Source organism: Phytobacter ursingii (assembly GCF_001022135.1).
GTDB lineage: Bacteria > Pseudomonadota > Gammaproteobacteria > Enterobacterales > Enterobacteriaceae > Phytobacter > Phytobacter ursingii.
In genome coordinates, this window is record NZ_CP011602.1 from 4,453,284 (window position 1) to 4,479,445 (window position 26,162).

At 54.2% G+C, this 26,162-nt stretch carries 26 protein-coding genes; 16 read left to right on the forward strand and 10 right to left on the reverse strand.

All coding sequences use genetic code 11. The features are described from left to right. Positions 1-9: 9 nt before the first annotated feature. On the reverse strand, positions 10-222 hold the full coding sequence (gene rpmE, locus AB182_RS24525) for a 50S ribosomal protein L31 (protein WP_039055221.1): 213 nt from the start codon (positions 220-222) through the stop codon (positions 10-12). A gap of 206 nt (positions 223-428) precedes the next feature. Between rpmE and priA the strand changes: the two genes are divergently transcribed. The 7 genes from priA (at position 429) to rraA (ending at position 8,406) form a co-directional block, all read left to right on the forward strand. Continuing rightward, complete coding sequence (gene priA, locus AB182_RS24530) at positions 429-2,624, forward strand: primosomal protein N' (protein WP_047372354.1); 2,196 nt, start codon at positions 429-431, stop codon at positions 2,622-2,624. Positions 2,625-2,748: 124 nt separating this feature from the next. After that, a complete protein-coding gene (gene cytR / locus AB182_RS24535) occupies positions 2,749-3,774 on the forward strand; it encodes a DNA-binding transcriptional regulator CytR (protein ID WP_047372355.1) in 1,026 nt (341 codons plus the stop codon). A 95-nt stretch (positions 3,775-3,869) separates the two neighbouring features. Next, a complete protein-coding gene (gene ftsN, locus AB182_RS24540; protein WP_071845949.1) occupies positions 3,870-4,862 on the forward strand; it encodes a cell division protein FtsN in 993 nt (330 codons plus the stop codon). Positions 4,863-4,952: 90 nt separating this feature from the next. Then, on the forward strand, positions 4,953-5,483 hold the full coding sequence (gene hslV / locus AB182_RS24545; RefSeq protein WP_039077299.1) for an ATP-dependent protease subunit HslV: 531 nt from the start codon (positions 4,953-4,955) through the stop codon (positions 5,481-5,483). Between the two features lie 9 nt (positions 5,484-5,492). Then, positions 5,493-6,827: an HslU--HslV peptidase ATPase subunit gene (gene hslU, locus AB182_RS24550; protein ID WP_047372357.1), complete on the forward strand. Its 1,335-nt coding sequence runs from the start codon at positions 5,493-5,495 to the stop codon at positions 6,825-6,827. Positions 6,828-6,898: 71 nt separating this feature from the next. After that, entirely contained in the window at positions 6,899-7,828 is a 930-nt protein-coding gene (menA, locus tag AB182_RS24555) for a 1,4-dihydroxy-2-naphthoate polyprenyltransferase (RefSeq protein ID WP_047373430.1), read from the forward strand. Between the two features lie 92 nt (positions 7,829-7,920). Further along, positions 7,921-8,406, forward strand: coding sequence for a ribonuclease E activity regulator RraA (gene rraA, locus AB182_RS24560; RefSeq protein ID WP_039077301.1), 486 nt, complete (start codon positions 7,921-7,923; stop codon positions 8,404-8,406). 139 nt (positions 8,407-8,545) lie between these two features. On the opposite strand, the gene zapB is transcribed toward rraA, so the two are convergent. Next, entirely contained in the window at positions 8,546-8,791 is a 246-nt protein-coding gene (zapB, locus tag AB182_RS24565) for a septal ring assembly protein ZapB (RefSeq protein WP_103245119.1), read from the reverse strand. 450 nt (positions 8,792-9,241) lie between these two features. Between zapB and AB182_RS24570 the strand changes: the two genes are divergently transcribed. From AB182_RS24570 to fpr, 4 genes are all read left to right on the forward strand, one after another. Further along, positions 9,242-10,090, forward strand: coding sequence for an MIP/aquaporin family protein (locus tag AB182_RS24570; RefSeq protein WP_039077302.1), 849 nt, complete (start codon positions 9,242-9,244; stop codon positions 10,088-10,090). Positions 10,091-10,111: 21 nt separating this feature from the next. Continuing rightward, the gene (glpK, locus tag AB182_RS24575; protein ID WP_047372358.1) at positions 10,112-11,620 is read left to right on the forward strand and encodes a glycerol kinase GlpK; all 1,509 of its coding nucleotides are present in this window, start codon (positions 10,112-10,114) and stop codon (positions 11,618-11,620) included. A 144-nt stretch (positions 11,621-11,764) separates the two neighbouring features. Continuing rightward, a complete protein-coding gene (gene glpX, locus AB182_RS24580) occupies positions 11,765-12,775 on the forward strand; it encodes a class II fructose-bisphosphatase (RefSeq protein ID WP_047372359.1) in 1,011 nt (336 codons plus the stop codon). Between the two features lie 145 nt (positions 12,776-12,920). Further along, on the forward strand, positions 12,921-13,667 hold the full coding sequence (gene fpr, locus AB182_RS24585; protein ID WP_047372360.1) for a ferredoxin--NADP(+) reductase: 747 nt from the start codon (positions 12,921-12,923) through the stop codon (positions 13,665-13,667). Here fpr and AB182_RS24590 read toward each other — a convergent pair whose 3' ends face one another. Beyond that, positions 13,668-14,087, reverse strand: a complete 420-nt coding sequence (locus AB182_RS24590; RefSeq protein ID WP_047372361.1) for a DUF805 domain-containing protein — start codon at positions 14,085-14,087, stop codon at positions 13,668-13,670. It lies immediately after the preceding gene. 112 nt (positions 14,088-14,199) lie between these two features. Between AB182_RS24590 and AB182_RS24595 the strand changes: the two genes are divergently transcribed. Next, on the forward strand, positions 14,200-14,787 hold the full coding sequence (locus tag AB182_RS24595; RefSeq protein WP_047372362.1) for a DUF1454 family protein: 588 nt from the start codon (positions 14,200-14,202) through the stop codon (positions 14,785-14,787). 110 nt (positions 14,788-14,897) lie between these two features. After that, positions 14,898-15,662 (forward strand): triose-phosphate isomerase, encoded by a 765-nt coding sequence (tpiA, locus tag AB182_RS24600; protein WP_039077308.1) that lies wholly within the window; start codon positions 14,898-14,900, stop codon positions 15,660-15,662. Positions 15,663-15,801: 139 nt separating this feature from the next. On the opposite strand, the gene AB182_RS24605 is transcribed toward tpiA, so the two are convergent. Continuing rightward, positions 15,802-16,755 (reverse strand): MBL fold metallo-hydrolase, encoded by a 954-nt coding sequence (locus tag AB182_RS24605; RefSeq protein ID WP_047372363.1) that lies wholly within the window; start codon positions 16,753-16,755, stop codon positions 15,802-15,804. A gap of 81 nt (positions 16,756-16,836) precedes the next feature. On the opposite strand from AB182_RS24605, the gene AB182_RS24610 reads away from it, so the two are divergent. Next, entirely contained in the window at positions 16,837-17,781 is a 945-nt protein-coding gene (locus AB182_RS24610) for a LysR family transcriptional regulator (RefSeq protein ID WP_047372364.1), read from the forward strand. Positions 17,782-17,834: 53 nt separating this feature from the next. On the opposite strand, the gene AB182_RS24615 is transcribed toward AB182_RS24610, so the two are convergent. The 6 genes from AB182_RS24615 to cpxP all read right to left on the reverse strand — a co-directional run bounded on the left by AB182_RS24615 (position 17,835) and on the right by cpxP (position 23,907). Then, positions 17,835-19,139 carry an SLC13 family permease gene (locus AB182_RS24615; protein WP_047372365.1) on the reverse strand — a complete coding sequence of 435 codons (1,305 nt, stop codon included), beginning with the start codon at positions 19,137-19,139 and terminating at the stop codon, positions 17,835-17,837. A 73-nt stretch (positions 19,140-19,212) separates the two neighbouring features. Continuing rightward, positions 19,213-19,968, reverse strand: coding sequence for a CDP-diacylglycerol diphosphatase (locus AB182_RS24620; RefSeq protein WP_047372366.1), 756 nt, complete (start codon positions 19,966-19,968; stop codon positions 19,213-19,215). A 96-nt stretch (positions 19,969-20,064) separates the two neighbouring features. Beyond that, positions 20,065-21,054: a sulfate ABC transporter substrate-binding protein gene (locus AB182_RS24625; RefSeq protein WP_047372367.1), complete on the reverse strand. Its 990-nt coding sequence runs from the start codon at positions 21,052-21,054 to the stop codon at positions 20,065-20,067. 147 nt (positions 21,055-21,201) lie between these two features. Continuing rightward, entirely contained in the window at positions 21,202-22,164 is a 963-nt protein-coding gene (pfkA, locus tag AB182_RS24630; protein WP_047372368.1) for a 6-phosphofructokinase, read from the reverse strand. Between the two features lie 201 nt (positions 22,165-22,365). Next, positions 22,366-23,250: a CDF family cation-efflux transporter FieF gene (gene fieF / locus AB182_RS24635; RefSeq protein ID WP_047372369.1), complete on the reverse strand. Its 885-nt coding sequence runs from the start codon at positions 23,248-23,250 to the stop codon at positions 22,366-22,368. 156 nt (positions 23,251-23,406) lie between these two features. After that, positions 23,407-23,907: a cell-envelope stress modulator CpxP gene (gene cpxP, locus AB182_RS24640; protein ID WP_047372370.1), complete on the reverse strand. Its 501-nt coding sequence runs from the start codon at positions 23,905-23,907 to the stop codon at positions 23,407-23,409. Positions 23,908-24,058: 151 nt separating this feature from the next. On the opposite strand from cpxP, the gene cpxR reads away from it, so the two are divergent. Both cpxR and cpxA read left to right on the forward strand, forming a co-directional pair. Beyond that, positions 24,059-24,757 carry an envelope stress response regulator transcription factor CpxR gene (gene cpxR, locus AB182_RS24645; RefSeq protein WP_039077316.1) on the forward strand — a complete coding sequence of 233 codons (699 nt, stop codon included), beginning with the start codon at positions 24,059-24,061 and terminating at the stop codon, positions 24,755-24,757. Continuing rightward, entirely contained in the window at positions 24,754-26,127 is a 1,374-nt protein-coding gene (cpxA, locus tag AB182_RS24650) for an envelope stress sensor histidine kinase CpxA (protein ID WP_047372371.1), read from the forward strand. The genes cpxR and cpxA overlap by 4 nt, the downstream gene beginning before the upstream one ends. Positions 26,128-26,162 lie beyond the last annotated feature (35 nt).

Genomic DNA, 26,162 nt, shown 5'->3' on the forward strand with positions numbered 1-26,162 from the left:
TCAGGCAACTTATTTGCTGCCCGGGATGCTGAAGCGTTTGTTGAAACGCTCAACACGACCACCGGTATCAACTACACGTTGTTTACCAGTGAAGAACGGGTGGCAGTTGCCGCACACGTCCAGGTTCAGGTCGTGACCCACGGTAGAGTGGGTTTTGATGACATTACCGCAAGAACAGGTTGCAGTAATAGCTACATAATTCGGGTGAATACCTTTTTTCATGGGAAACCTCAGTTTAAGGCCGCGTCGCTCTTCCAGCCCTAACGCCAGACACCACGCGAGTTAATGTATTAGTGGATCTCTGGCGCGTGAATACGTACCAAAGGCGGCGAATCATACAGAAATTAACCAACGTATGCAAACTGATCCGCGCCCCACCTTTAACAATGTGTATACTATCCCGCCAGTTTTCAAGTCAGGATCCTGAGATGCCCGTCGCCCATGTAGCGCTACCCGTACCGTTGCCCCGCACCTTTGACTACCTGCTTCCTGATAGCATGGTGGCCAGCGCGGGCTGCCGGGTGCGCGTACCCTTTGGCACCCAGCAACGGGTGGGGATTGTGGTTTCCGTCGGTGAGACCAGCGAATTGCCGCTCGATGAGCTGAAAAGCGTGATCGAGGTGCTGGACAGCGACCCCGTCTTTTCCGTCCCGGTTTGGCGGCTTCTGCTCTGGGCGGCAGACTATTATCACCACGCCATTGGCGATGTACTTTTCAACGCCATTCCTGTACCCCTACGCCAGGGTAAACCGGCCAGTGCAGCAGTGCAGTGGTTCTGGTTTGCGACCGAGCAGGGGCAGGCGGTCGATCTCAATAGCCTTAAACGTTCGCCAAAACAGCAACAGGCGCTGGCGGCCCTGCGCCAGGGACGCATCTGGCGTCATCAGGTTGCGGAGCTTGAGTTCAACGACGCCGCGCTCCAGTCATTACGCACGAAAGGGCTGGCAGAACTCAACAGTGAGGAGCCAGCGCATCATGACTGGCGGCATGGCTTTTCCGTCTGCGGCGAGCGTCTGCGGCTTAATACCGAACAAGCTACGGCAGTGGGAGCGATCCACAGCGCGGCGGATCAATTCTCAGCCTGGCTGCTGGCAGGTGTAACCGGTTCAGGCAAAACAGAAGTCTATCTCAGCGTACTGGAGAATGTGCTGGCACAGGGGAAACAGGCGCTGGTGATGGTACCGGAAATCGGCCTGACGCCGCAGACCATCGCCCGTTTTCGTGAACGCTTTTCTGCCCCGGTCGAGGTACTGCATTCCGGATTGAATGACAGTGAACGCCTGTCCGCCTGGCTAAAAGCCAAAAACGGCGAAGCGGCAATTGTGATTGGCACCCGCTCGTCGCTGTTTACCCCTTTTAAAAATTTGGGCGTGATCGTGATCGATGAAGAACACGACAGCTCTTATAAACAGCAGGAAGGGTGGCGCTACCATGCACGCGACCTGGCCGTTTATCGTGCCCACAGCGAGCAAATTCCGATCATACTCGGCTCGGCGACGCCCGCACTGGAGACGCTCCACAACGTGCGTGCGCGTAAATACAGGATGCTGCGCCTGACGCGCCGCGCCGGCAACGCCCGTCCCGCCATACAACATGTGCTGGATCTAAAAGGTCAGGCGCTACAGGCAGGGCTCTCTCCGGCCCTTGTGAATCGTATGCGCCAACACTTGCAGGCGGGCAATCAGGTCATCTTGTTCCTGAACCGTCGAGGCTTCGCGCCAGCGCTGCTGTGTCACGACTGCGGCTGGATTGCCGAATGTCCGCGCTGCGATCATTACTACACGTTACACCAGGCTCAACAGCATTTACGTTGCCACCATTGCGACAGCCAGCGCCAGGTACCACGGCAATGCCCTTCCTGCGGCTCAACCCATCTGATGCCGGTTGGGCTGGGCACAGAACAACTGGAGCAGGCGCTCGCCCCGCTTTTTCCTGGGGTTCCGCTGTCACGTATCGACCGGGACACCACCAGTCGTAAAGGCGCGCTCGAACAGCATCTGGCGGAAGTGCATCGTGGCGGTGCGCGTATTCTTATCGGCACACAGATGCTGGCGAAAGGGCACCATTTTCCGGACGTCACGCTGGTTGCCCTGTTGGATGTCGATGGCGCGCTCTTCTCCGCCGATTTCCGCGCTGCAGAACGCTTTGCGCAGCTTTATACCCAGGTCTCAGGGCGGGCCGGGCGCGCAGGGAAACAAGGGGAAGTCGTACTGCAAACCCACCATCCGGAACACCCTTTGTTGCAGACACTTCTGCATAAAGGCTACGACACCTTCGCTGAGCAGGCGCTGGCGGAGCGTCAGACGCTCCAGCTTCCCCCCTGGACCAGCCATGTGCTCATCCGTGCGGAAGATCATAACAACCAGCAGGCGCCGTTGTTCCTGCAACAGTTGAAAAATCTGCTGCAATCCAGTCCGCTGGCGGACCAGCATCTTTGGGTGCTTGGTCCGGTTCCGGCACTGGCACCCAAGCGTGCCGGGCGCTGGCGCTGGCAGCTCCTGCTGCAACACCCTTCGCGAGTACGCCTGCAACAGATTGTCAGCGGCACGCTTACGCTTATCAACACCTTACCTGAGGCACGCAAAGTGAAGTGGGTGCTGGATGTGGACCCTATCGAGGGCTAAGGTTGCGAGGCACCTCGAAAAATTCAACTTTCATCACATTTTTAATGAAAATTCTGTAACCGATTAGATTAACTATCTGATAAAAATGTGTCTGCGCCTGCGCCGCGCATGCGAGGAGAAGAAGGTGAAGACCAGGAATCAGGTTGCAGCCGCGACCATGAAAGATGTTGCCGTTAAAGCGAAGGTGTCCACGGCAACGGTGTCCCGTGCGTTAATGAACCCGGATAAAGTGTCGCAGGCTACCCGCAATCGGGTTGAGCAGGCGGCAATGGAAGTGGGTTATTTGCCGCAATCGATGGGACGTAATGTTAAACGTAATGAATCCCGGACGATCCTGGTGATCGTGCCGGATATTTGCGATCCGTTTTTTAGTGAAATTATCCGTGGTATCGAAGTCACTGCCGCAGAAAATGGTTATCTGGTTCTGATCGGCGATTGCGCGCATCAGAATCAGCAAGAAAAAACCTTTATAGATTTAATCATCACTAAGCAGATAGACGGGATGCTGCTGCTCGGTTCGCGCTTGCCTTTCGATGCCAGCATCGAAGAACAACGTAACCTGCCGCCAATGGTGATGGCGAATGAATTTGCCCCGGAACTGGAACTGCCCACGGTACATATCGACAACCTGACCGCCGCCTTCAATGCCGTGAATTACCTGCGCGAGCAGGGGCATCAGTACATTGGATGCATCGCCGGACCGGAAGAGATGCCGTTGTGCCACTACCGCCTGCAGGGCTATGTACAGGCGCTGCGTCGCTCCGGTATTACCGTTGACCCGCATTATATTGCCCGTGGCGACTTTACCTTTGCCGCCGGTGGCGAGGCGCTGGAACGGTTACTCTCTCTGCCGAAGCCGCCTACTGCGGTATTTTGTCACAGCGACGTGATGGCGCTCGGCGCGTTGTCTTATGCGAAGCGCCGCGGCCTGAAAGTGCCGCATGATTTGTCCATTATTGGTTTCGATAACATTTCGCTGGCTGAATTCTGCGATCCCCCTCTTACTACCGTCGCCCAGCCGCGTTTCGATATCGGTCGTGAAGCAATGCTGTTACTACTCGAACAGTTACAAGGTCATACGGTAAGCAGCGGCTCCCGATTACTGGATTGCGAATTGGTCATACGTGGGTCAACTAAGGCGTTGACTTAACGTAAATGCGTTATCGGAATCCCTCTTCTGGTCAAAAGCCCGTCGCTTAAGTAACATGACGGGCTGACAAACGAAATAAATACAGCGAAACGATAGTGGCACAACGAGATTATGTACGCCGCAGCCAGTCGGCTCCTTCGCGGCAAAAAAAGAGTAGCTCAAGGAAGAAGCAACGTAGCGTATCCGCTGTCTCGCCCGCAATGGTCGCGATTGCCGCCGCAGTACTGGTAGCTTTTATCGGTGGCCTGTACTTTATTACCCACCACAAGAAAGAAGAATCTGAAACGCTGCAAAGCCAGAAGGTTGCAGGCAATGGTCTGCCGCCAAAACCGGAAGAGCGCTGGCGTTATATCAAAGAGCTGGAAAGCCGCCAGCCAGGCGTGCGTGCGCCTACTGAACCGTCTGCGGGTGGTGAAGTGGAAAAACCGGAGCAACTGACGAACGAACAACGTCAGTTACTGGCGCAAATGCAGGCAGATATGCGCCAGCAGCCTACGCAATTGAACGAAGTACCGTGGAACGAGCAGACGCAGGAGCAGCGTCAGCAAACGCTGCAACGCCAGCGTCAGGCGCAACAACAGGTACAGCAGCAGATGCAACAACAGCAGTGGAGTAACGTTCAGGTTGAACAACCGACGCGTACGCCACCGCGGGTAACAGAGCAGCCACGTACGGCACAAACCGCGCCTGTACAGGCACCCAAGCAGACGCCGCAGCAAAAACCGTCCGCCGCCAGCCAACAGCCGTACCAGGACTTGCTGCAAACACCAGCACACACCACGGCAACCGCGCCGAAAACGCAGCAGGCAGCGCCGGTGACGCATGAAGAGGCACCGAAGCAAACGGCCGAGAAAAAAGACGAACGTCGCTGGATGGTACAGTGTGGTTCGTTCAAAGGTGCCGATCAGGCAGAGACCGTTCGTGCCCAGCTCGCCTTTGAAGGGTTTGACTCTCGCATCACCAGCAATAACGGCTGGAATCGCGTGGTTATCGGCCCGGTTAAAGGCAAAGATAACGCGGACGGCACCATTAGCCGTCTGAAAATGGCCGGTCACACAAACTGCATCCGTCTCGCCGCCGGGGGTTGAAACCCCCAAAATCCCCCCCATCTATACTTGCATTCTGCCCCGTATCACTACGGGGCGTGTATTCTGCATTCGTAACCAGGGGGTCTGCTCGTGACAACAATAGTAAGCGTACGCCGTAACGGCCATGTCGTTATCGCTGGTGATGGCCAGGCGACACTGGGCAACACCGTTATGAAAGGCAACGTGAAGAAAGTTCGCCGTCTGTACAACGACAAAGTCATCGCTGGCTTTGCCGGGGGCACGGCTGATGCCTTCACGTTGTTTGAACTCTTTGAACGTAAGCTGGAGATGCACCAGGGTCACCTGGTAAAAGCGGCGGTGGAACTGGCCAAAGACTGGCGTACCGATCGCATGCTGCGCAAGCTGGAAGCGTTGCTGGCTGTAGCCGATGAAACGGCCTCACTGATCATCACCGGTAACGGTGACGTTGTGCAGCCGGAAAATGACCTGATTGCCATTGGCTCTGGTGGCCCGTATGCCCAGGCGGCTGCCCGTGCGCTGCTGGAAAACACCGACCTCAGCGCGCGCGATATCGCCGAGAAAGCGCTGAATATCGCCGGTGACATCTGCATCTACACTAACCACTTCCACACCATCGAAGAATTGACCACCAAGGCGTAAGGATCCCTCATGTCTGAAATGACCCCACGCGAAATTGTCAGCGAACTGGACAAACACATTATCGGTCAGGATGCGGCGAAGCGTTCCGTGGCGATTGCCCTGCGTAACCGCTGGCGCCGTATGCAGCTTGATGAAGAGCTGCGCCATGAAGTGACCCCGAAAAACATTCTGATGATCGGGCCGACCGGTGTGGGTAAAACCGAAATTGCCCGCCGTCTGGCGAAACTGGCGAATGCGCCCTTTATAAAAGTTGAAGCAACCAAATTCACCGAAGTGGGTTATGTCGGTAAAGAAGTGGATTCCATTATCCGCGATCTTACCGATGCCGCCGTGAAAATGGTCCGCATGCAGTCCATCGAAAAAAATCGCTATCGCGCCGAAGAGATGGCGGAAGAGCGTATTCTGGACGTGCTCATCCCCCCGGCAAAAAATAACTGGGGCCAGCCGGAAACGGTCGCTGAGCCGTCTGCTGCACGTCAGTCCTTCCGCAAAAAACTGCGTGAAGGCCAGCTCGATGATAAAGAAATTGAAATAAACCTGGCCGCGTCACCGATGGGCGTTGAGATCATGGCACCTCCAGGAATGGAAGAGATGACCAGCCAGCTTCAGTCCATGTTTCAGAATCTGGGCGGGCAAAAACAGAAACCGCGTAAGCTGAAAATCAAAGATGCGATGAAGCTGCTGATCGAAGAAGAAGCGGCGAAGCTGGTGAACCCGGAAGAGCTGAAACAAGATGCAATCGACGCAGTTGAACAGCACGGTATCGTCTTCATTGATGAAATCGACAAAATCTGTAAGCGCGGCGGTAATACTTCCGGTCCGGATGTTTCCCGTGAAGGTGTTCAGCGCGACCTGCTGCCGCTGGTAGAAGGCTGTACTGTCTCCACCAAACACGGCATGGTCAAAACCGATCACATCCTGTTTATCGCCTCCGGTGCATTCCAGGTGGCCAGCCCGTCAGATCTGATCCCGGAACTGCAGGGTCGTCTGCCGATTCGCGTCGAACTCAAGGCCCTGACTACGGAAGACTTTGAACGCATTCTGACCGAACCAAACGCATCGGTTACCGTGCAGTACAAAGCGCTGATGGCAACAGAAGGAGTCAACATCGATTTCACCGACGACGGGATTAAACGCATCGCACAGGCGGCCTGGCAGGTGAACGAGACCACCGAAAACATCGGTGCGCGCCGTCTGCACACCGTTCTGGAGCGCCTCATGGAAGACATTTCCTATGACGCAAGCGACCTGAATGGCGAAACTATCATCATCGACGCCGACTATGTGAGTAAGCACCTTGATGCTTTAGTGGCAGATGAAGATCTGAGCCGTTTTATCTTATAATCCCCGCCACAACGTTTTCATCATTTCCGATGGGGGCTTATGCCCCCATTTTTTATTACTGGCTGGTGACTATGACTGACGCACAACCTTTAAGCCGCACTCAGGCATGGCTGGAAAGCCTGCGCCCAAAAACACTGCCGCTGGCGTTTGCCGCTATCGTGGTAGGGACGACGCTGGCCCGGTGGCAGGGTTTCTTCGATCCGCTGGTTGCCGTACTGGCATTAAGCACCGCCGGATTGCTGCAAATCCTTTCCAACCTCGCCAATGACTATGGCGATGCGGTTAAGGGCAGCGACAAGCCTGACCGAATTGGGCCATTGCGCGGCATGCAAAAAGGGGCGATTTCGCTTGAGCAGATGAAGCGTGCGCTCATCATCGTCATTGTACTGAGCTGCATCTCGGGCCTGCTGTTGCTGCTGGCGGCCTCGCAAACCCTGACAGATTTCATCGGCTTTGTGGTGCTTGGCGCGCTGTCGATCATCGCCGCTATTACCTATACCGTCGGTAAACGCCCTTACGGTTACATCGGCCTTGGCGATGTTTCGGTACTGATTTTCTTTGGCTGGCTGAGCGTAATGGGAAGCTGGTATCTGCAAACCCATATGCTGATCCCCGCGATTATCTTGCCGGCTACGGCGTGCGGCCTGCTGGCAACTGCAGTGCTGAATATCAACAACCTGCGTGATATCGACAGCGATCGCGCCAATGGCAAAATCACGCTCGTGGTGCGCTTAGGGCCGGTGAACGCACGCCGCTACCATGCGGGTTTGCTGGCCGGAGCCCTTCTCTGCCTGGCGCTGTTTAACGTGCTGTCGCTGCATAGCGCCTGGGGTTGGCTGTTCGTCTTTTCCGCGCCGTTGCTGTTCAAACAGGCGCGTTTTGTGATGCGCGAGCGGGATCCGAAAGCCATGCCGCCGATGCTCGAACGTACCGTAAAAGGGGCTTTGCTGACTAACCTATTGTTTGTGGTTGGAATTATGCTGAGTCAGACGCAGTTTTAACTGACAAAAATCAATTAACAATTGATGATTTTGCCAACAATGCGTGATGCGCGATATACTGACTACTCTCGCAGCAACTGAACGTTAAGCCTATGAAATACGATACGTCTGAGCTCTGTGACATCTACCAGGAAGATGTCAACGTCGTGGAACCACTGTTCTCCAATTTTGGCGGACGGTCGTCGTTTGGCGGTCAAATCATCACGGTGAAATGTTTCGAGGACAACGGGTTGCTGTACGATCTGCTCGAAGAAAATGGCCGTGGTCGTGTACTGCTGGTCGATGGCGGTGGTTCTGTGCGTCGTGCGTTAATTGATGCGGACCTGGCGCGCATCGCTCTGCAAAACGAGTGGGAAGGCATTGTGGTCTATGGCGCAGTGCGTCAGGTAGATGACCTGGAAGAGCTGGACATTGGCATTCAGGCCATTGCCGCGATTCCGGTCGGCGCCGCAGGGGAAGGTATCGGCGAAAGCGACATTCGCGTCAATTTCGGCGGCGTGACCTTCTTTTCCGGCGACCATCTCTATGCCGATAACACCGGTATCATCCTTTCCGAAGATCCACTGGATATCGAGTGATCAAAAAAGGCACCGAAAGGTGCCTTTTTTATGCGTTGTAGCAAGGCGGCAACTGAGCGAATCCCCAGCAACATAAACAGTGATGTGACTGGGGTCAGTAAGCGCCGCCAACGCCGCTAACACGAAAGAAGAAGCGTAATCAGACTTCTTCCATACGGCCCAGCAGTGCCTGCAGACGCTCCTGCCAGCCATGCTGCTGTTCTTTCAACTGGTTGTTTTCACGAGCCAGTTCTTCGCGATCATGCTGTGCGGACTGGACTTCCTGGGACAGACTGTTGTTCTTCTCTTTCAGCTCTTCGATTTCCATCTGCAGCAGCGTGATGGTATCAATCGCCTGCTGTACTTTCGCTTCCAGCTTCTCGAATACTTCTAATGACATCGTCATACCTCTCCTGAATTGCAAGGCGTTGATGGGTATATACCACTCGGGTAAAACCGCGTTCCGTGAACGGCGACGCCTTAATGTATTTAGCGCACGGTCTTAGTACCCGATTGTATGAAGCCCTTTAGCCCCTGTCCAGCGACAACCCGCGCAGATCGCGCTTTGCAACACTTTTCAGTCTAAACCTGGTGCAATTGCGGTCCGCTTCAATAAATTGTTAAATTGAGGGTTACAAAAATGATTCAGCTCACACTTCGCATCCTGTCGCACCCCTTCGCAAACGCGCCTCATCGCGCGAAAACGCTCATTTTATTGACGCAGTACACACATTTTGATTTCGATATTTCTCGTTTTTGCTCGTTAACGATAAATTAACAGTATGTCTACACGGCATCGTGGAGTCTTCTCCCTCCATGCAAACTATAACCATTAAACTCTTTGCAGGATCCGATTATGAGTCAAACCTCAACCTTAAAAGGTCAGTGCATCGCCGAATTTCTCGGTACCGGGTTGTTGATTTTCTTCGGTGTGGGCTGCGTTGCGGCACTTAAAGTAGCAGGTGCCAGCTTCGGACAGTGGGAAATCAGTATCATTTGGGGTCTGGGCGTGGCGATGGCCATCTACCTGACCGCAGGGGTTTCCGGCGCACATCTTAACCCGGCAGTGACCATTGCATTGTGGCTGTTTGCCTGCTTCGACGGGCGCAAAGTTGTCCCCTTCATTGCTTCTCAATTTGCTGGCGCATTCTGCGCGGCCGCACTTGTTTACGGGCTTTATTACAATCTTTTCTTCGATTTCGAACAAACTCACCATATGGTGCGTGGCAGCGTCGAAAGTCTCGATCTGGCAGGCATCTTTTCAACCTACCCTAACCCGCACATCAATTTCTTCCAGGCCTTTGCTGTTGAGATGGTGATTACCGCGGTTCTGATGGGCGTCATCATGGCGCTGGGTGATGACGGCAACGGGATCCCGCGTGGCCCGCTGGCACCACTGCTGATTGGCCTGCTGATTGCTGTTATTGGTGCTTCTATGGGCCCGCTGACCGGGTTTGCGATGAACCCTGCTCGTGATATCGGACCAAAAGCGTTCGCCTGGCTGGCAGGCTGGGGCAATGTCGCCTTCACGGGTGGGAAAGATATTCCTTACTTCCTCGTACCGCTGTTTGGGCCGATTGTCGGCGCATCACTGGGTGCCTTCGGTTATCGTAAACTGATTGGCCGTAATTTACCGTGTGACGTTTGTGCTGTGGAAGATGACAAAGACGCCACCACGACTTCACAACAAAAAGCTCCGCTGTAATGTGACTACGGGACATAAATCATGACTGAAAAGAAATATATCGTTGCGCTGGACCAGGGTACCACCAGCTCCCGCGCCGTCGTAATGGATCATGACGCCAACATCATCAGCGTTTCGCAGCGCGAATTCGAACAAATCTATCCTAAGCCAGGCTGGGTAGAGCATGACCCAATGGAAATCTGGGCAACGCAAAGCTCAACGCTGGTAGAAGTGCTGGCTAAAGCAGACATCAACTCCGATGAAATCGCCGCGATTGGTATCACCAACCAACGTGAAACGACCATAGTCTGGGAGCGCGAAACCGGTAAGCCTATCTATAACGCCATTGTCTGGCAGTGCCGCCGCACCTCAGAAATCTGCGAGCAGCTCAAACGCGATGGCATGGAAGAGTATGTGCGCAGCGCCACCGGCCTGGTGGTTGACCCGTACTTCTCCGGCACCAAAGTGAAGTGGATTCTCGATCATGTAGAAGGTTCTCGCGAACGCGCGAAACGTGGCGAACTGCTGTTCGGTACCGTCGACACCTGGCTTATCTGGAAAATGACCCAGGGTCGCGTACACGTTACTGACTACACCAACGCCTCCCGTACCATGCTGTTCAACATCCATGATCTGGACTGGGATGACAAAATGCTGGACGCGCTGGATATCCCGCGCGCCATGCTGCCGGAAGTGCGTAAATCTTCCGAAGTCTACGGCCAGACCAACATCGGTGGTAAAGGCGGTACCCGTATTCCTATCGCCGGGATCGCCGGTGACCAACAGGCAGCGCTGTTCGGTCAGTTGTGCGTAAAAGAAGGGATGGCGAAGAACACCTACGGTACCGGCTGCTTTATGCTGATGAATACCGGCGAAAAAGCGGTGAAATCAGAAAACGGCCTGTTAACCACTATCGCTTGCGGACCGACGGGTGAAGTGAACTATGCGCTGGAAGGTGCCGTGTTCATGGCGGGTGCGTCAATCCAGTGGCTGCGCGATGAGATGAAACTCATCAGCGATGCCTTTGACTCGGAATATTTCGCCACCAAAGTGAAAGACACCAATGGCGTCTACGTGGTGCCTGCTTTCACCGGCCTGGGCGCACCGTACTGGGACCCGTATGCACGTGGCGCGATTTTTGGTCTGACCCGTGGCGTAAACTCAAACCACATCATTCGCGCAACGCTGGAATCTATCGCCTACCAGACACGTGACGTTCTGGAAGCCATGCAGGCTGACTCCGGCATTCGTCTGCACGCCCTGCGCGTGGATGGCGGCGCGGTGGCCAACAACTTCCTGATGCAGTTCCAGTCCGACATTCTGGGCACCCGCGTTGAGCGTCCGGAAGTGCGTGAAGTCACTGCACTGGGCGCAGCTTACCTGGCGGGCCTGGCGGTGGGCTTCTGGCAGAACCTGGACGAACTGCAGGAGAAAGCGGTGATTGAGCGTGAATTCCGCCCGAGCATCGAAACCACCGAACGCAACGTTCGCTACGCGGGCTGGAAAAAAGCCGTGAAACGTGCGCTGGCGTGGGAAGAGCACGACGAGTAATCCCCTCCCCCTCACCTCTGTTTTCTCCCTCTCCCTGAGGGAGAGGGCCGGGGTGAGGGCCTCAGGCAACACCGCACCTGACCGCACCCATGCCCCCTCTCTGTGTTAAACTTCGCGCAATTTCTTTCACTTCACGAGTTTGCTATGAGACGAGAACTTGCCATTGAATTTTCCCGCGTGACCGAAGCAGCGGCGCTGGCTGGCTATAAGTGGCTGGGCCGCGGCGACAAAAATACCGCCGACGGCGCTGCCGTTCACGCCATGCGCATCATGCTTAATCAGGTCAATATTGACGGCACCATTGTGATTGGTGAAGGGGAAATCGACGAAGCCCCAATGCTCTATATCGGTGAAAAAGTCGGTACTGGTAGAGGCGATGCGGTGGATATCGCCGTTGATCCGATCGAAGGCACCCGCATGACCGCCATGGGTCAGGCTAATGCCCTGGCAGTACTGGCGGTGGGTGATCAAGGCTGCTTCCTCAATGCGCCGGATATGTATATGGAAAAACTGATTGTCGGCCCTGGCGCAAAAGGCACTATCGACCTCAACCTGCCGCTTGCCGATAACCTGCGTAATGTGGCTAATGCGCTCGGAAAACCGCTCAGTGAGCTGACGGTAACGATTCTGGCCAAACCTCGCCACGACGCCACCATCGCTGAAATGCAGAAGCTCGGCGTACGCGTTTTCGCTATTCCGGACGGCGACGTTGCCGCCTCCATTCTGACCTGCATGCCGGACAGTGAAGTCGATGTCCTTTATGGTATTGGCGGTGCGCCGGAAGGGGTCGTTTCAGCTGCCGTCATCCGCGCGCTGGATGGTGATATGAATGGCCGCTTGCTGGCACGTCATCACGTAAAAGGCGACAACGAAGAGAACCGTCGTATCGGGGAAATCGAGCTGGCTCGCTGCCAGGCGATGGGCATTGAGGCCGATAAAGTCCTGCGCCTGGATGATATGGCACGCAGCGACAACGTAATTTTCTCAGCAACCGGGATTACCAAAGGCGACTTGCTGGACGGTATTAGCCGCAAAGGCAATATTGCCACCACCGAAACCCTGCTGATTCGCGGAAAATCGCGTACCATCCGCCGCATTCAGTCTATCCACTATCTGGATCGCAAAGACCCGGACGTACAGACGCATATTCTGTAAGCCGCGCGCTCAAGGAAGAGCGGATTTAATGCGGTTGTATTAACCTGTAAATTATTTGTTCAATAGAGCCTTCTTTCCTGAGCGGGCTGGAAATCCTCTCCATTCACGACGAAGATAAGGCAATGATTCTGAACAGGAGAAAATCATGGCCGACTGGGTTACAGGAAAAGTCGTAAACGTCGAGTTCTGGACCGACGCATTGTTCAGTCTGACCGTTCATGCCCCCGTTCATCCCTTTACTGCCGGACAATTTGCCAAGCTGGGCCTCGAAATCGACGGTGAGCGGGTACAACGTGCCTACTCTTACGTCAATGCGCCAGGTAACCCCGATCTGGAGTTTTATCTGGTCACCGTCCCTGAGGGCAAGCTCAGTCCGCGTCTGGCCGCACTGAAGCCAGGTGATGAGGTGTTAATCGTCAGCGAGGCGGCAGGGTTCTTTGTTCTCGACGAAGTGCCGGACTGCGACACGCTGTGGATGCTGGCAACCGGGACCGCGATTGGGCCGTATTTGTCGATCCTACAGGAAGGTAAGGACCTGGAACGCTTTACTCATCTGGTACTGGTGCATGCGGTACGCTACGCCGCGGATTTAAGTTATCTGCCGCTGATGCTCGAACTGCAGAAGCGCTATGAGGGTAAATTGCGGATTCAAACGGTGGTTAGCCGGGAAACAGTGCCCGGGTCGCTCACAGGGCGTGTGCCTGCGCTGATTGAGAACGGTACACTGGAAGAGGCAGTGGGATTGCCCATCAACACCGAAACCAGCCACGTAATGCTCTGCGGCAACCCGCAGATGGTGCGTGACACACAGCAGTTACTGAAAGAGACCCGGCAGATGGCGAAACATCTGCGCCGCCGTCCGGGCCACATCACCGCTGAACACTACTGGTAATCAGCGGAACTGTACTTCAAGCGTATCCTTGCCGAACTTGTTCTCGCCCTGGGTGCCGATAAATGCGCCCAGGTCGATGAGCATCGTTACCATTATCAGCACTGGCACGAAGCGGCCAACAACCCATTCCCACGTACCGCCCAGTATCTCCCAGTGCCCTGCCAGCAGCATCCAGGCAAGAATAAATAACAACGACCAACTGCCGGACTTATTACGGTCATGCAGTCGTTTCACAATCACACACGCGGTTGGCCAGAGCAGGCAAACCAGCATAAACGCGGCATTTTGGCTGGCCAGAAGTTCAAAACTGACCGCGTAAAACAACGCCGCCATCGCCAGCACCCAGATAACGGTCCAGATCCAAAAATCACGACGACCAATGCGGCCTTTAAATGAGAACAACCACTGCTGAATACCCATGTAAGGTTCCTTTAATTGTAGTGCTGCGTAGTTTACCCTGGTCACGTGAGTTTTTGACAAGCCAGACTGTTATCGTTTTAATCGTGAACAAAGAGAAGTGAGGACGATGTTAATGAAAACCTGGTGGCTCCTGTTTACGGCGCTCTTCATCAACCACTATGCCTTCGCAGAGGATACGCCACCTGCGGCTGCGGCCCCGTATCTGCTGCCAGGAGCCCCCACATTCGAACAATCCATCAGCCAGTTCAGAGAAAAGTTCAACGAAGATAACCCCGACCTGCAGCTCAACGAATTTCGCGCTGTAGATTCGCGTAGTGATACCGAACGTCTGACCCGCGCCGCGACCAAAATTAACGACAATCTGTACGCCTCCACGGCGCTGGAACGCGGCACGCTGAAAATTAAATCCATGCAGATGACCTGGCTACCGGTCAGAGGGCCAGAGCAAAAGGCGGCAAAAGCCAAAGCGCAGGAGTATATGGCGGCGCTGATTCGCGCGTTTTCGCCGACGCTGACCAAAGCGCAAAGTCTGCAAAAGCTGCAAAAATTACTGAACAACGGCAAAAACAAACTCTGGTATGCCGAAACGGAAGGTGCCATCCGTTATGTGGTCGCAGATGACGGCGAAAAGGGGCTCACCTTCGCTGTTGAACCGATTAAGCTGGCGCTATCTGAAAGCCTGGAAGGCGACAATAAATGACAAAAAGCAAAGCCTTTCCGGCGACGAATCTCTATACTGTCTCACAGACCAAACTGCCCTGACGGGTAGACATTTTACTTAAATTCGCTCTTATAGCGTGGAGAATTCAAATGCGACATCCTTTAGTGATGGGTAACTGGAAACTGAACGGCAGCCGCCACATGGTAAACGAACTGGTAGCTAACCTGCGTAAAGAGCTGGCTGGCGTTACGGGTTGTGGCGTCGCCATCGCTCCGCCGGCTATGTACCTGGATCTGGCTAAACAAGCCGCTGCAGGCAGCCACATCATTCTGGGCGCTCAGAACGTCGACGTTAACCTGTCTGGCGCATTCACCGGTGAAACCTCCGCTGAAATGCTCAAAGATATCGGCGCGCAGTACATTATTATCGGCCACTCCGAGCGTCGTACTTACCACGCAGAATCTGACGAACTCATTGCTAAAAAATTCGCCGTTCTGAAAGAACAAGGTCTGATCCCGGTTCTGTGCATCGGTGAAACCGAAGCAGAAAACGAAGCGGGTAAAACCGAAGAAGTGTGTGCACGTCAGATCGACGCGGTTCTGAAAACTCAGGGCGCTGCGGCATTCGAAGGCGCGGTCATCGCTTACGAACCAGTATGGGCAATCGGTACCGGTAAATCTGCGACCCCGGCTCAGGCTCAGGCGGTTCACAAATTCATCCGTGACCATATCGCTAAAGCAGATGCGAAAGTGGCTGAGCAGGTAATTATTCAGTACGGCGGTTCCGTTAACGCGGCTAACGCTGCTGAGCTGTTCACCCAGCCGGACATCGACGGCGCGCTGGTTGGCGGCGCTTCCCTGAAAGCTGACGCTTTTGCGGTAATCGTTAAAGCAGCAGAAGCGGCAAAAGCGTAATTCGCTTGTCGCGGTGAATACTCCCCTCAGGTTACAGCGGGCAGTGTTCATGTTATCTCTCCCCTCAGGGGGAGAGATAGCTTCTCAAGGTGCTTAACGCCCCGGCTGTATCGGCGCAGGCGTCCAGATGGCAGGCAGACTACTGCCCTAACTGGGTCGTATAATTGCTCTCCACCCAACGATACCCATTCCCCTCACGCTTCACGTGGCCAAACCCCGGAAATGAAATATGTGCGGCAGCAACCCAATACCCCTGCTCCGCGGCCTGTTTGAGCACACGCTCCCGCGTTTTGATAGCCTGCTGGCGATTGACATCAAAATGTATTGCCACGTGCGGATCAGGCATTTGTACTGCTTTGGCGTGGATAATATCGCCCCATAAAACCAGCGTCTGACCTTCACTTTCCACACGATACAGCACGCTGCCCGGCGTATGGCCCGCCGTAGATTCTGCACGAATCCCCTCCACCGGCGTTGCTGGCGCCAGGAATGTCTTTAACCGCCCGGCATTGATAACCGGGCGAAGCGTTTTCTCGCTTTCAGCAAACGTGTGCGCCTCACCTGGCTCAACCTGAGTGACGTTCGACGGATTAAGCCAGAAGTCGACGTCGCGTTTGTCGACATACACGTTAGCCTCAGGAAAGGCGAGCTTGCCGGCGTGTGATACCCCACCAGAGTGATCGGCATGAATATGGGTCAGTAATACGTCGTCAATGGATTCAGCCGGATAGCCTGCTGCGGCAAGATTCTCCAGCAGATGCCCACCCCGGCTACCGAATAGTTCACCGGCACCGGTATCCACTAAAACGCGTTTTTTGCCATCATCGATGACATAGGCGTTAATCGAGGTCTCCGCTTGCGGCGTCATTGCTTCGCTTGCCATCGCCTGACGTAATTTTTCTGCGGAGATGTTAGTCAGCAGTGTATTAAGGGGCACCGTTACCGTGCCGTCGGATACCGCGGTGATGCGCAGCTTGCCCAGTTTCATGCGGTAGTAACCGGGAGCCTGTTCATCCAGCGCACTCGTCTGCCCGGCGGCCAGAAGCTGGCTGGAAAAGAGGAGTGTCGTCACCAGCGCCAGTATCATTTTCATAAAATTGCCTCATCCCAGTGTCATTTGAACGTGCTCAGCAGTATCCTCAGCAAGACACTATCATTCAAATTGATTAATATAATGTTCACTATCAGAGAAAATGATTTTCATCGTATCGATCTCAATTTGCTGACGGTGCTGCTTGTCCTGCATCGCGAGGGCAGCGTGTCACGTACCGCTGAAAAACTGCATCTGGGGCAACCGGCGGTCAGTAATGCGCTGGCCAGGTTACGTGAGATGTTTGACGATCCTCTGTTTGTTCGTACCGCAGGAGGCATGGTACCGACGCCGCGTGCCGAAGCGCTTATTGACTCACTCGGCCCCCTGATGGAACAGATGCAGTACGTTCTTTTTCAACCACCGGCATTCACCCCGGCGAAGGCAACTCATGTGTTCCGTCTGGGTATGAGCGACTGGGTTGAGCGTTGGCTGATGCCGGAATTACAGGCATACGTGACACGCGAAGCGCCGGGAGTCACGCTGCAGGTAACAGCCAGCGATCCTTTCCGCGATGGTGAGCAAGTGCTCCAGCGGGAGATAGATCTGGCGATTTCGGTTGGCCAGAACACTGCCGCCACGTTGAGGCGTGAACATCTCCGTTCACTCAACTTTTGTACGTTCTGGCACCCCGAACAGCTTTCGCTGCAAGCGCCGCTGACGTTGAATGATTACATCGAGCATGATCACGTGCTGGTTTCATATCGAGGTTCGACCTGGAGCGCCGTCGATGAGCAGTTAGCATTGCAGGGGAAATCACGAAGGGTACGATACGTTACGCCACATTTTTCTTCTTTGCCGCCGCTGCTGAAACGCATGTCGGCTTTCGCGACCGTCCCCTCCGGGCTGGCTGCCGACTGGATATCTCATTACGGTTTACGCTGTAGCCCCGTTCCGGTTGAGACGCCGGAAATTGCGCTCTCGCTGCTGTGGCATAAATGTTGTGATAACGATATGCCACTGAACTGGTTAAGAACGGTATTACACAATGTCATAAATGCACTGCCGTCGTTCGCCCCATCGTTGTAGCGACTTGACTGCCCCTCACAAAGGTCAGTGTGAGGGGGCAGATCGCATCAGAACTACAATTTCCCCAGCACGCTAAACCACGCATAATCCAGCGGCAGCAGCACCAGATACGTTGCCACCGCCAGCGCAATACATAACAACATCCCTGCCCGTGCAGGGACTTTGCCTAACGCCATGGCCACCACGATCGGTGACGCCTGATACGGCAGTAGCGGTGTGGAATAGCCCAGTACCTGAATCATAATCACTGACAGCAACGGGAAGCCCGTCGCGTCGGAAAAACTCTGCGCCAGCGTGGTGAAAAGTGCGGGCACTCCGTTAGCGGTCATGATGAAGTTGAGCGCAGTCGTAGTGCCGGTGAGCGCCAGGAAGCTGGTAAAAGGCTGCGCCGGATCCAACGGCATGATGTGCAGCAGCGCGTTCCCTACTGCCGCCCCAATTCCCGTCTGCGTGACCGTAATGGCCAGCCCAAGGATGCCGGCAACATAAATACAGGTACGGATATTTACCCCGGTGGAAAACTCGTCGCCGTTGATAAACCCTACGCGTGGCAACAGGGTAATACAGGCTGCCGCCAGCCCCGTCCAGGCCGGGCCAATGCCGTGCCAGCTCTCCGTGACCCACATTGTTAAGACCACCGCCAGCAGCCAGGCGAGGCGCTTCTCCTCCCGACTCATGGGGTCAGGTGGCGTGAGATCCTTTGGTGCGTGCGGCTGTCCCGGGAAAAGCCAGCAGATAAGACCAATCAGGATGAGGCCTTTCAGAATACCCAGCACCGGCGTATGCAGCAGCAAATACGGCAGGTAGTTGAGATGAATACCGTAGGATCCTTCCGCCGCCCCGCTCATCACCAGATTGGGCACATTGGCGGGTAAAATCGTCGCTGACAACTGGAAGGTGCCAAACCCCACCGCCAGCGCAAGGCCATACCAAGAGCGTGTCCCTTCATTGATGCCCGCACGCGCCGCCATCGCCGCTACAATGGGCATCAGCAGAGCAATACGTCCCATATTCGACGGCATAACAAACGCCAGCGCATAACTCAGCAGCACAACGCTTGCAACCATTTGCAACCACGAATCGGTGAGTCTGGCCGACAGCGCTCGCGCGGCCCGGTCAGCCAGCCCCGTTTTACGAATGGCGACACCCAGGACAAAACCGCTGAATACCAGCCAGAAAGCGGAAGAGGCAAAACCGCCGAAAATGACATCCGGCGGCGCAATCTTCGCCACCATCGCGGCAGCAAAAAACAGTAGCGCCGTGATGAATTCCGGTAGCAATGATGTGGCCCACAGCACGATAGTAAGGCCGATGATGACGGAAGGCAGAAACAGAGGGTGAGTAAACCAGAGCGACATACCTGTCTCCTGTAGAATTTTTCGGCAAGTCTACGGCGACAGCCTTGCCTGGTAAACGCCAAATCTGGTGGGGCTATTTTAGAATATTACACTGATGATCCTGAATTTCCTCGGCGGAACCACGGTTAAAGGCGAGCAGATTACGCTCGGTTGCCAGCAGCACAAACGAACCGTCAGCCTGGTGTACCATCGCCATGCCGTAGCGCCCCATATGTTCACGCGCTTCCGGCACCTCTTCGGCCAGCATTAAAAACGGGCTTCGCTGTACCAGTTCGGCTTCGGTCACGCGGCGCGCCAGATAAGGATGCCCAAGAAGGCCACCCGGAAAGGCCAGCCACTGACTGCTGATACGCGAGGCTTGCTGATCAAGCTTCACGCGCACATCTTCGCGCAGACAAGAAATATGGATATGGAAATGGTTCTGCGTACGTCCGACCCGTGAGTTAATCGTAAGCGACAGGGCGTTATCCGGCAGCGGTGTCCCGCGCGTTTTACTCAACATGCCGCGCGATTGCCAGGCCTGCCAGAAGAAGTTGGGGGTATGCGATTTCAACAACAGCGGGCTTTCAATACCGTTGATACGGTACGTTGGCATCAGCAAATACTGTAATGGCCCGTTACGGTCTTTAAGCAACACGTAGCCACTATCGGGATTGACCAGCGCACAGGGAGCGGGTAGAGAGTTATTCCGCTGATTCGGCACACATTGCTCAAGTACAATATGACGCAGTACATCCCGTTTACTGCTGTTCCACCAGTATTCACCGCCCACCACAGCGGCGGCCGCCGCAATCAACAACACTATGCCAAACAGGCGCACTGTTTTCATCACTCTCTCCTTACAGGGAGGAACAGGAAGCATAGCGCAGAGATCGGTCGGGATAAAACGAAAACGGCCCTGTGAAGGGCCGCTGGAGGATGATGATTAGCGTTTACTGATTTCGTCGAACTTGCCGCCGTTGGAGAAGTGCTCTTTCTGCGCTTTCGTCCAGCCGCCAAAGACATCGTCAATGGTGAACAGTTTCAGTTTCGGGAATTCATTTGCGTATTTTGCCGCGACGTCTTTGTCACGCGGGCGATAGAAGTTTTTCGCCGCAATCTCCTGCCCTTCCGGGGAGTAGAGATATTTCAGATAAGCTTCTGCCACTTTCTGCGTGCCTTTCTTCTCGACAACTTTATCGACAACAGACACGGTAGGTTCCGCAAGGATGGATTCACTTGGCGTTACGATTTCGAACTTATCTTTGCCCAGTTCGTTCGTCGCCAGCAGCGCTTCGTTTTCCCAGGCAATCAGCACATCGCCGATACCACGCTCTACGAACGTATTGGTCGCGCCGCGCGCACCGGAGTCCAGCACTTCTACGTTTTTATACAGCGCTTTCACGAAATCCTGAGCTTTTGCCTGATCGCCGCCGTTCTGATGCAGGGCATAACCCCACGCCGCCAGGTAGTTCCAGCGAGCACCGCCAGAGCTTTTCGGGTTCGGCGTGATCACCGACACGCCCGGTTTGATTAAATCATTCCAGTCATGAATCTGTTTTGGGTTGCCTTTACGCACCAGGAAAACGATGGTGGAAGTATAAGGTGCGGAGTTATCCGGCAGACGTTTGATCCAGTTTTTATCGATGCTGCCACGCTCGGCAATCGCATCAACATCATATGCCAGTGCCAGCGTTACGACATCGGCATCGAGGCCGTTGATAACCGATGTCGCCTGTTTACCTGAGCCGCCGTGTGACTGGCGAATCGTGACATTATCGCCCGTTTCCTGTTTCCAGTGGGCACTGAACGCTTTGTTGTACTGCTCGTACAATTCACGCGTTGGATCGTACGAAACGTTTAATAACTGAATGTCCTTTGCCAGAACGCTGCCGGATGCCAGCAGCAAAGTTAACCCTACGCCCCACTTATTCATCGCCCACTCTCTCAGGTTATGTATTTTGATGTGCTCAGCCTGCCAGAAAGCAGACCAATGATTAAAGAATAAAAAAAGATTGGCTATAACTTTAGGAAATAAATGGAGGCAAAGAAACGCCCTCGAAAAGGAGGGCGTTGAAGGAAATCAGTACAACTTTTTAGCGCATTCCAGCCAGTCGCCTTTGAACGGACGCTTCATGTTCTCAATGGCGTCAATAATGTCATGGTGAACCATCTTCTCGTTCTGGATACCAACACAACGACCGCCGTGGCCCTGCAGCAGCAGTTCAATCGCATATGCGCCCATACGGGAAGCAAGAATGCGGTCGTAAGGAACCGGGGAGCCGCCGCGCTGAATGTGGCCCAGAACGGTCGCGCGGGTTTCGCGCTGCGTTTCAGCTTCGATGTATTTGGCCAGCTCATCGATATCGCAGATGTGCTCGGTGATAGCCACGATCGCGTGTTTTTTACCTTTCGCGATGCCCGCTTTGATTTCAGCCACCAGATCTTCACGGCTGAATTCAACTTCCGGCAGAACGATAAATTCGCAACCACCTGCAATGGCCGCCGCCAGCGTCAGGTCGCCACAGTAGCGGCCCATCACTTCAACGATGGAGATACGCTGGTGGGAAGAAGAGGTGTCACGCAGACGGTCAATGGCTTCTACTACGGTATGCAACGCGGTGAAGTAACCGATGGTGTAGTCAGTACCGGCAACATCGTTATCGATAGTGCCCGGCAAGCCGATGCACGGGAAGCCCATTTCTGTCAGACGCTTCGCGCCCATATAGGAACCGTCGCCGCCGATGACGACCAGCGCATCAATACCGCGCTTTTTCATGTTCTCAATAGCCACGGCGCGGACATGTTCTTCACGGAATTCCGGGAAACGGGCAGAACCAAGGAATGTACCGCCACGGTTAATCATGTCAGACACGCTATAGCGGTCGAGTTGAATCATGCGGTCTTCGTACAGGCCGAGATAACCATCGTAAATACCCGCTACTTCCAGACCTTCAGTCAATGCTGCACGGACAACGCCACGAATTGCTGCGTTCATGCCCGGCGCATCACCGCCACTTGTCAACACACCGATTTTCTTAATCATGACTACCTCTGAACTTAGGAATGCAAAAATAATGTTCTGTTGGCCAAAAAACTCCGCGAGGGAGTAAACATCTATGCTGCAATATTATATCAACTGCGGCTTGCTGAATTGATTCAGGTCAGACCATATGGCGGTAATTTATACACAAAAATCGGGTCTGACTCACTTCTTTTACAACGAAATACGACAGCCTTAATCCGCTTATCGTCCTTGAGGTACCACTGAACAGGGATCCTGATGAATAATCACATCTGATCCTGGAAAACGCTGCAAAATGGCCTGCTCCACATGTTCAGCCACAATATGCGCCTGAACTAAGGGAAGGTTATCATCCATTTCCAAATGTATTTGAATAAAGCGGGTCGGCCCTGACTGCCGCGTGCGAAGATCGTGCGCGCCGCTTACGCCTGGCCAGGAAGTGACAATATCGAAAATTTCCTGCCGTTCGGCATCGGGTAATGCCCGATCCAGTAAAGACTGAACCGCTTCATAACCCATACGCAGCGCGCTGTACAAAATATAGACGCCAATCCCCAGCGCAAAGAGAGCATCCGCCCGATGCCAGCCATACCATGACAGCCCCAGCGCGATGAGAATTGCACCGTTCATCATAACATCAGACTGATAATGAAGCATATCTGCCCGCACCGCCTGGCTTTGAGTTTTTCGCACAACCCAACGCTGAAAGGTGACGAGTATCACAGTACTGAGCAGGGCGATAACGGTCACCACAACGCCAATTCCGGGAGCACGCATCGGCTCAGGGTTCGCCAGATGCTCAATACCGGTTAAAAACAGGAACAATGCCGAACCGGAAATAAACATACTTTGCGCCAGCGCCGCCAGCGATTCGGCTTTCCCGTGTCCAAAGGTATGTTCATCGTCCGCAGGCTGCAGCGAATAACGCACTACCAGCAAATTGGTCAGTGAGGCGGCAATATCTACCAGAGAATCCACCAGTGCGGCCAGGATACTCACTGACCCGGTGAACCACCATGCAAAAATTTTAATAATTAATAATGACGATGCCATGATCGTTGCGGCAATGGCCGCGCGGCTGATCAGACGTCCATAAGATTCAATCATAAAAGCTCCCACGCTGTTCTGTGGGTAGTATAACGAAAGGCAACTCAATCGGAGGAAAATCAGGTGGCTGAATTCAGGGTAAAAAAAACCCCTCATCATGAGGGGGAAGACAGGGATGGTGTCTATGGCAAGGAAAACAGGGTTCATTACTACTGACTACTGGGAACGCTGGGTGCTACTACTCAATACTCTCAACGGTGAACTTTGCTGCATCTGCGTCATTTCACGCAGTTGGCTCATCCGTTGCTGGTGTTTCTGGTTCAAAACCGCTTGCTGATCAGGGGTAAGCAGGTGATACATCTGGTTGCGGACTTTCGCCATTTCAACCTGACGACTTATCTGCTCCTGCGCCATTTTCTCGGCCTGAACGCGCACAGCGTTTTCATCAAAATTTTCTGCGGTGACAAGGCGATGCATTGTCTCCATTTCGCTAACATTAACAGGAGGCTTGTCGTGCCTTGCCTGTTGCATCAGATCTCGCATCTGTTGACGCTGATGTTCGGTTAAATGTATGCCGTCGAACATATGGCTCTGACTGGAACGCTGCGCGAATCCCTCAGTCGGGTGCCAGTTATCGCCTGTTACGACTTCAGCAGCCTGGCTAAAAGCACTTAGCGCCAGTGTTGAGGCCATGACGGCAGCGGTAACTTTGCGCATCATTTGCTCCCAAAAACTTTCTATGTCGCGAATCAACGATAATGAGTCTACGATTCAGGCTGCAAACATGCGTCAGGGGGTGTAAAACAACGTAAAGTCATGGATTAGCGAGCCTTGATGACGTAATTTCTGCCTCGGAGGTATTTAAACAATGAATAAAATTCTTTTAGTAGATGATGACCGAGAGCTTACATCCCTGTTAAAAGAGCTGCTCGACATGGAAGGTTTTAACGTGCTGGTTGCCCACGACGGGGAACAGGCGCTCAACCTCCTTGATGACAGCATCGATTTGCTTTTGCTCGATGTCATGATGCCGAAGAAAAACGGTATTGATACCCTTAAAGAGCTACGCCAGACACACCAGACTCCCGTCATTATGTTGACTGCACGCGGCAGCGAGCTGGATCGCGTACTCGGCCTTGAGCTGGGCGCGGACGATTATCTGCCAAAACCGTTTAACGACCGCGAACTGGTCGCGCGTATCCGTGCAATTTTGCGCCGTTCTCACTGGAGCGAACAGCAGCAGAATACCGACAACGGTTCGCCGACGCTGGAAGTAGATGGCCTGAGTCTCAACCCAGGTCGTCAGGAAGCCAGTTTCGATGGTCAATCGCTGGAACTGACCGGTACCGAATTCACCCTGCTCTATCTGCTGGCACAGCATTTGGGCCAGGTGGTTTCCCGTGAACATTTAAGCCAGGAAGTGCTGGGTAAACGCTTAACACCGTTTGACCGCGCGATTGATATGCACATCTCTAACCTGCGCCGTAAGTTACCGGACCGCAAAGATGGCCATCCGTGGTTTAAAACCTTGCGAGGCCGGGGCTACTTGATGGTATCCGCTTCATGATAGGAAGTTTGACCGCCCGCATCTTCGCCATTTTCTGGTTAACGCTGGCGCTGGTGCTGATGCTGGTACTGATGGTTCCCAAGCTTGATTCCCGCCAAATGACGGAGTTGCTTGATAGCGAACAACGCCAGGGCGTGATGATTGAACAGCACGTTGAAGCGGAACTGGCCAATGATCCACCCAACGATTTGATGTGGTGGCGCAGGCTGTTTCGCGCAATCGACAAATGGGCCCCTCCGGGGCAACGTTTGTTGCTGGTAACCAGTGAAGGGCGCGTCATCGGCGCCGAACGCAATGAAATGCAAATTATCCGCAACTTTATTGGTCAGGCGGATAACTCAGATCACCCGCAAAAGAAAAAATATGGTCGGGTAGAGCTGGTAGGGCCTTTTTCCGTCCGCGACGGTGAGGACAATTACCAGCTCTATCTTATTCGACCAGCCAGCAACTCCCAGTCTGACTTTATCAACCTGCTGTTTGACCGCCCTCTCCTGTTGCTGATTGTCACGATGCTGATCAGTTCGCCGTTGCTGTTGTGGCTGGCGTGGAGCCTGGCAAAACCCGCGCGTAAACTGAAAAACGCGGCAGATGAAGTGGCGCAGGGCAACTTGCGACAGCATCCTGAGCTGGAGGCCTGGCCGCAAGAGTTTCTTGCCGCAGGCACCAGTTTTAACCAGATGGTTATGGCGCTGGAGCGAATGATGACCGCCCAGCAGAGGCTCTTGTCCGATATTTCCCACGAACTACGGACACCGTTAACGCGACTGCAACTCGGCACCGCGCTGTTGCGTCGTCGCAGCGGTGAGAGTAAAGAGCTGGAACGTATCGAAACCGAAGCCCAGCGGCTGGACAGTATGATCAACGACCTGTTGGTCATGTCGCGTAATCAGCAGAAAAACGCGCTGGTCAGCGAAACGGTCAAAGCCAATCAGTTGTGGAATGAGGTGCTCGACAATGCCGCGTTTGAAGCGGAACAGATGGGTAAATCGCTGACGGTGAATTTCCCGCCTGGCCCGTGGCCGCTGTATGGCAACCCGAATGCGCTGGAAAGCGCGCTGGAAAATATCGTCCGAAACGCGCTGCGTTATTCACACACCAAAATTGAAGTGAATTTCTCGGTCGATAAAGACGGCATCACCATTAACGTGGACGATGACGGTCCGGGCGTCAGCCCGGAAGATCGCGAGCAGATATTCCGTCCGTTCTACCGCACCGATGAAGCGCGCGATCGCGCGTCCGGGGGAACAGGTTTAGGATTGGCAATAGTTGAAACCGCTATGCAGCAGCATCGCGGTTGGGTGAAAGCCGACGACAGCCCACTCGGCGGTTTACGCTTGACGTTGTGGATCCCGCTGTATAAACGCGCCTGAGTATTTCCCCTCGCCTTACCGGGCGGGGGGAAACC

What these genes read in the sequence shown, in the direction of transcription:
- AB182_RS24615 (WP_047372365.1), bottom strand. Translation starts at nt 19,139, where the DNA reads ATGTCGCTCTGGTTTACTCACCCTCTGTTTCTGCCTTCCGTCATCATC.
- AB182_RS24620 (WP_047372366.1), bottom strand. Translation starts at nt 19,968, where the DNA reads ATGAAAACAGTGCGCCTGTTTGGCATAGTGTTGTTGATTGCGGCGGCC.
- priA (WP_047372354.1), top strand. Translation starts at nt 429, where the DNA reads ATGCCCGTCGCCCATGTAGCGCTACCCGTACCGTTGCCCCGCACCTTT.
- rpmE (WP_039055221.1), bottom strand. Translation starts at nt 222, where the DNA reads ATGAAAAAAGGTATTCACCCGAATTATGTAGCTATTACTGCAACCTGT.
- glpK (WP_047372358.1), top strand. Translation starts at nt 10,112, where the DNA reads ATGACTGAAAAGAAATATATCGTTGCGCTGGACCAGGGTACCACCAGC.
- zapB (WP_103245119.1), bottom strand. Translation starts at nt 8,791, where the DNA reads ATGACGATGTCATTAGAAGTATTCGAGAAGCTGGAAGCGAAAGTACAG.
- glpX (WP_047372359.1), top strand. Translation starts at nt 11,765, where the DNA reads ATGAGACGAGAACTTGCCATTGAATTTTCCCGCGTGACCGAAGCAGCG.
- AB182_RS24595 (WP_047372362.1), top strand. Translation starts at nt 14,200, where the DNA reads ATGAAAACCTGGTGGCTCCTGTTTACGGCGCTCTTCATCAACCACTAT.
- fpr (WP_047372360.1), top strand. Translation starts at nt 12,921, where the DNA reads ATGGCCGACTGGGTTACAGGAAAAGTCGTAAACGTCGAGTTCTGGACC.
- AB182_RS24610 (WP_047372364.1), top strand. Translation starts at nt 16,837, where the DNA reads ATGTTCACTATCAGAGAAAATGATTTTCATCGTATCGATCTCAATTTG.
- rraA (WP_039077301.1), top strand. Translation starts at nt 7,921, where the DNA reads ATGAAATACGATACGTCTGAGCTCTGTGACATCTACCAGGAAGATGTC.
- AB182_RS24570 (WP_039077302.1), top strand. Translation starts at nt 9,242, where the DNA reads ATGAGTCAAACCTCAACCTTAAAAGGTCAGTGCATCGCCGAATTTCTC.
- AB182_RS24625 (WP_047372367.1), bottom strand. Translation starts at nt 21,054, where the DNA reads ATGAATAAGTGGGGCGTAGGGTTAACTTTGCTGCTGGCATCCGGCAGC.
- tpiA (WP_039077308.1), top strand. Translation starts at nt 14,898, where the DNA reads ATGCGACATCCTTTAGTGATGGGTAACTGGAAACTGAACGGCAGCCGC.
- pfkA (WP_047372368.1), bottom strand. Translation starts at nt 22,164, where the DNA reads ATGATTAAGAAAATCGGTGTGTTGACAAGTGGCGGTGATGCGCCGGGC.
- cpxA (WP_047372371.1), top strand. Translation starts at nt 24,754, where the DNA reads ATGATAGGAAGTTTGACCGCCCGCATCTTCGCCATTTTCTGGTTAACG.
- cpxR (WP_039077316.1), top strand. Translation starts at nt 24,059, where the DNA reads ATGAATAAAATTCTTTTAGTAGATGATGACCGAGAGCTTACATCCCTG.
- AB182_RS24605 (WP_047372363.1), bottom strand. Translation starts at nt 16,755, where the DNA reads ATGAAAATGATACTGGCGCTGGTGACGACACTCCTCTTTTCCAGCCAG.
- AB182_RS24590 (WP_047372361.1), bottom strand. Translation starts at nt 14,087, where the DNA reads ATGGGTATTCAGCAGTGGTTGTTCTCATTTAAAGGCCGCATTGGTCGT.
- menA (WP_047373430.1), top strand. Translation starts at nt 6,899, where the DNA reads ATGACTGACGCACAACCTTTAAGCCGCACTCAGGCATGGCTGGAAAGC.
- hslU (WP_047372357.1), top strand. Translation starts at nt 5,493, where the DNA reads ATGTCTGAAATGACCCCACGCGAAATTGTCAGCGAACTGGACAAACAC.
- fieF (WP_047372369.1), bottom strand. Translation starts at nt 23,250, where the DNA reads ATGATTGAATCTTATGGACGTCTGATCAGCCGCGCGGCCATTGCCGCA.
- cpxP (WP_047372370.1), bottom strand. Translation starts at nt 23,907, where the DNA reads ATGCGCAAAGTTACCGCTGCCGTCATGGCCTCAACACTGGCGCTAAGT.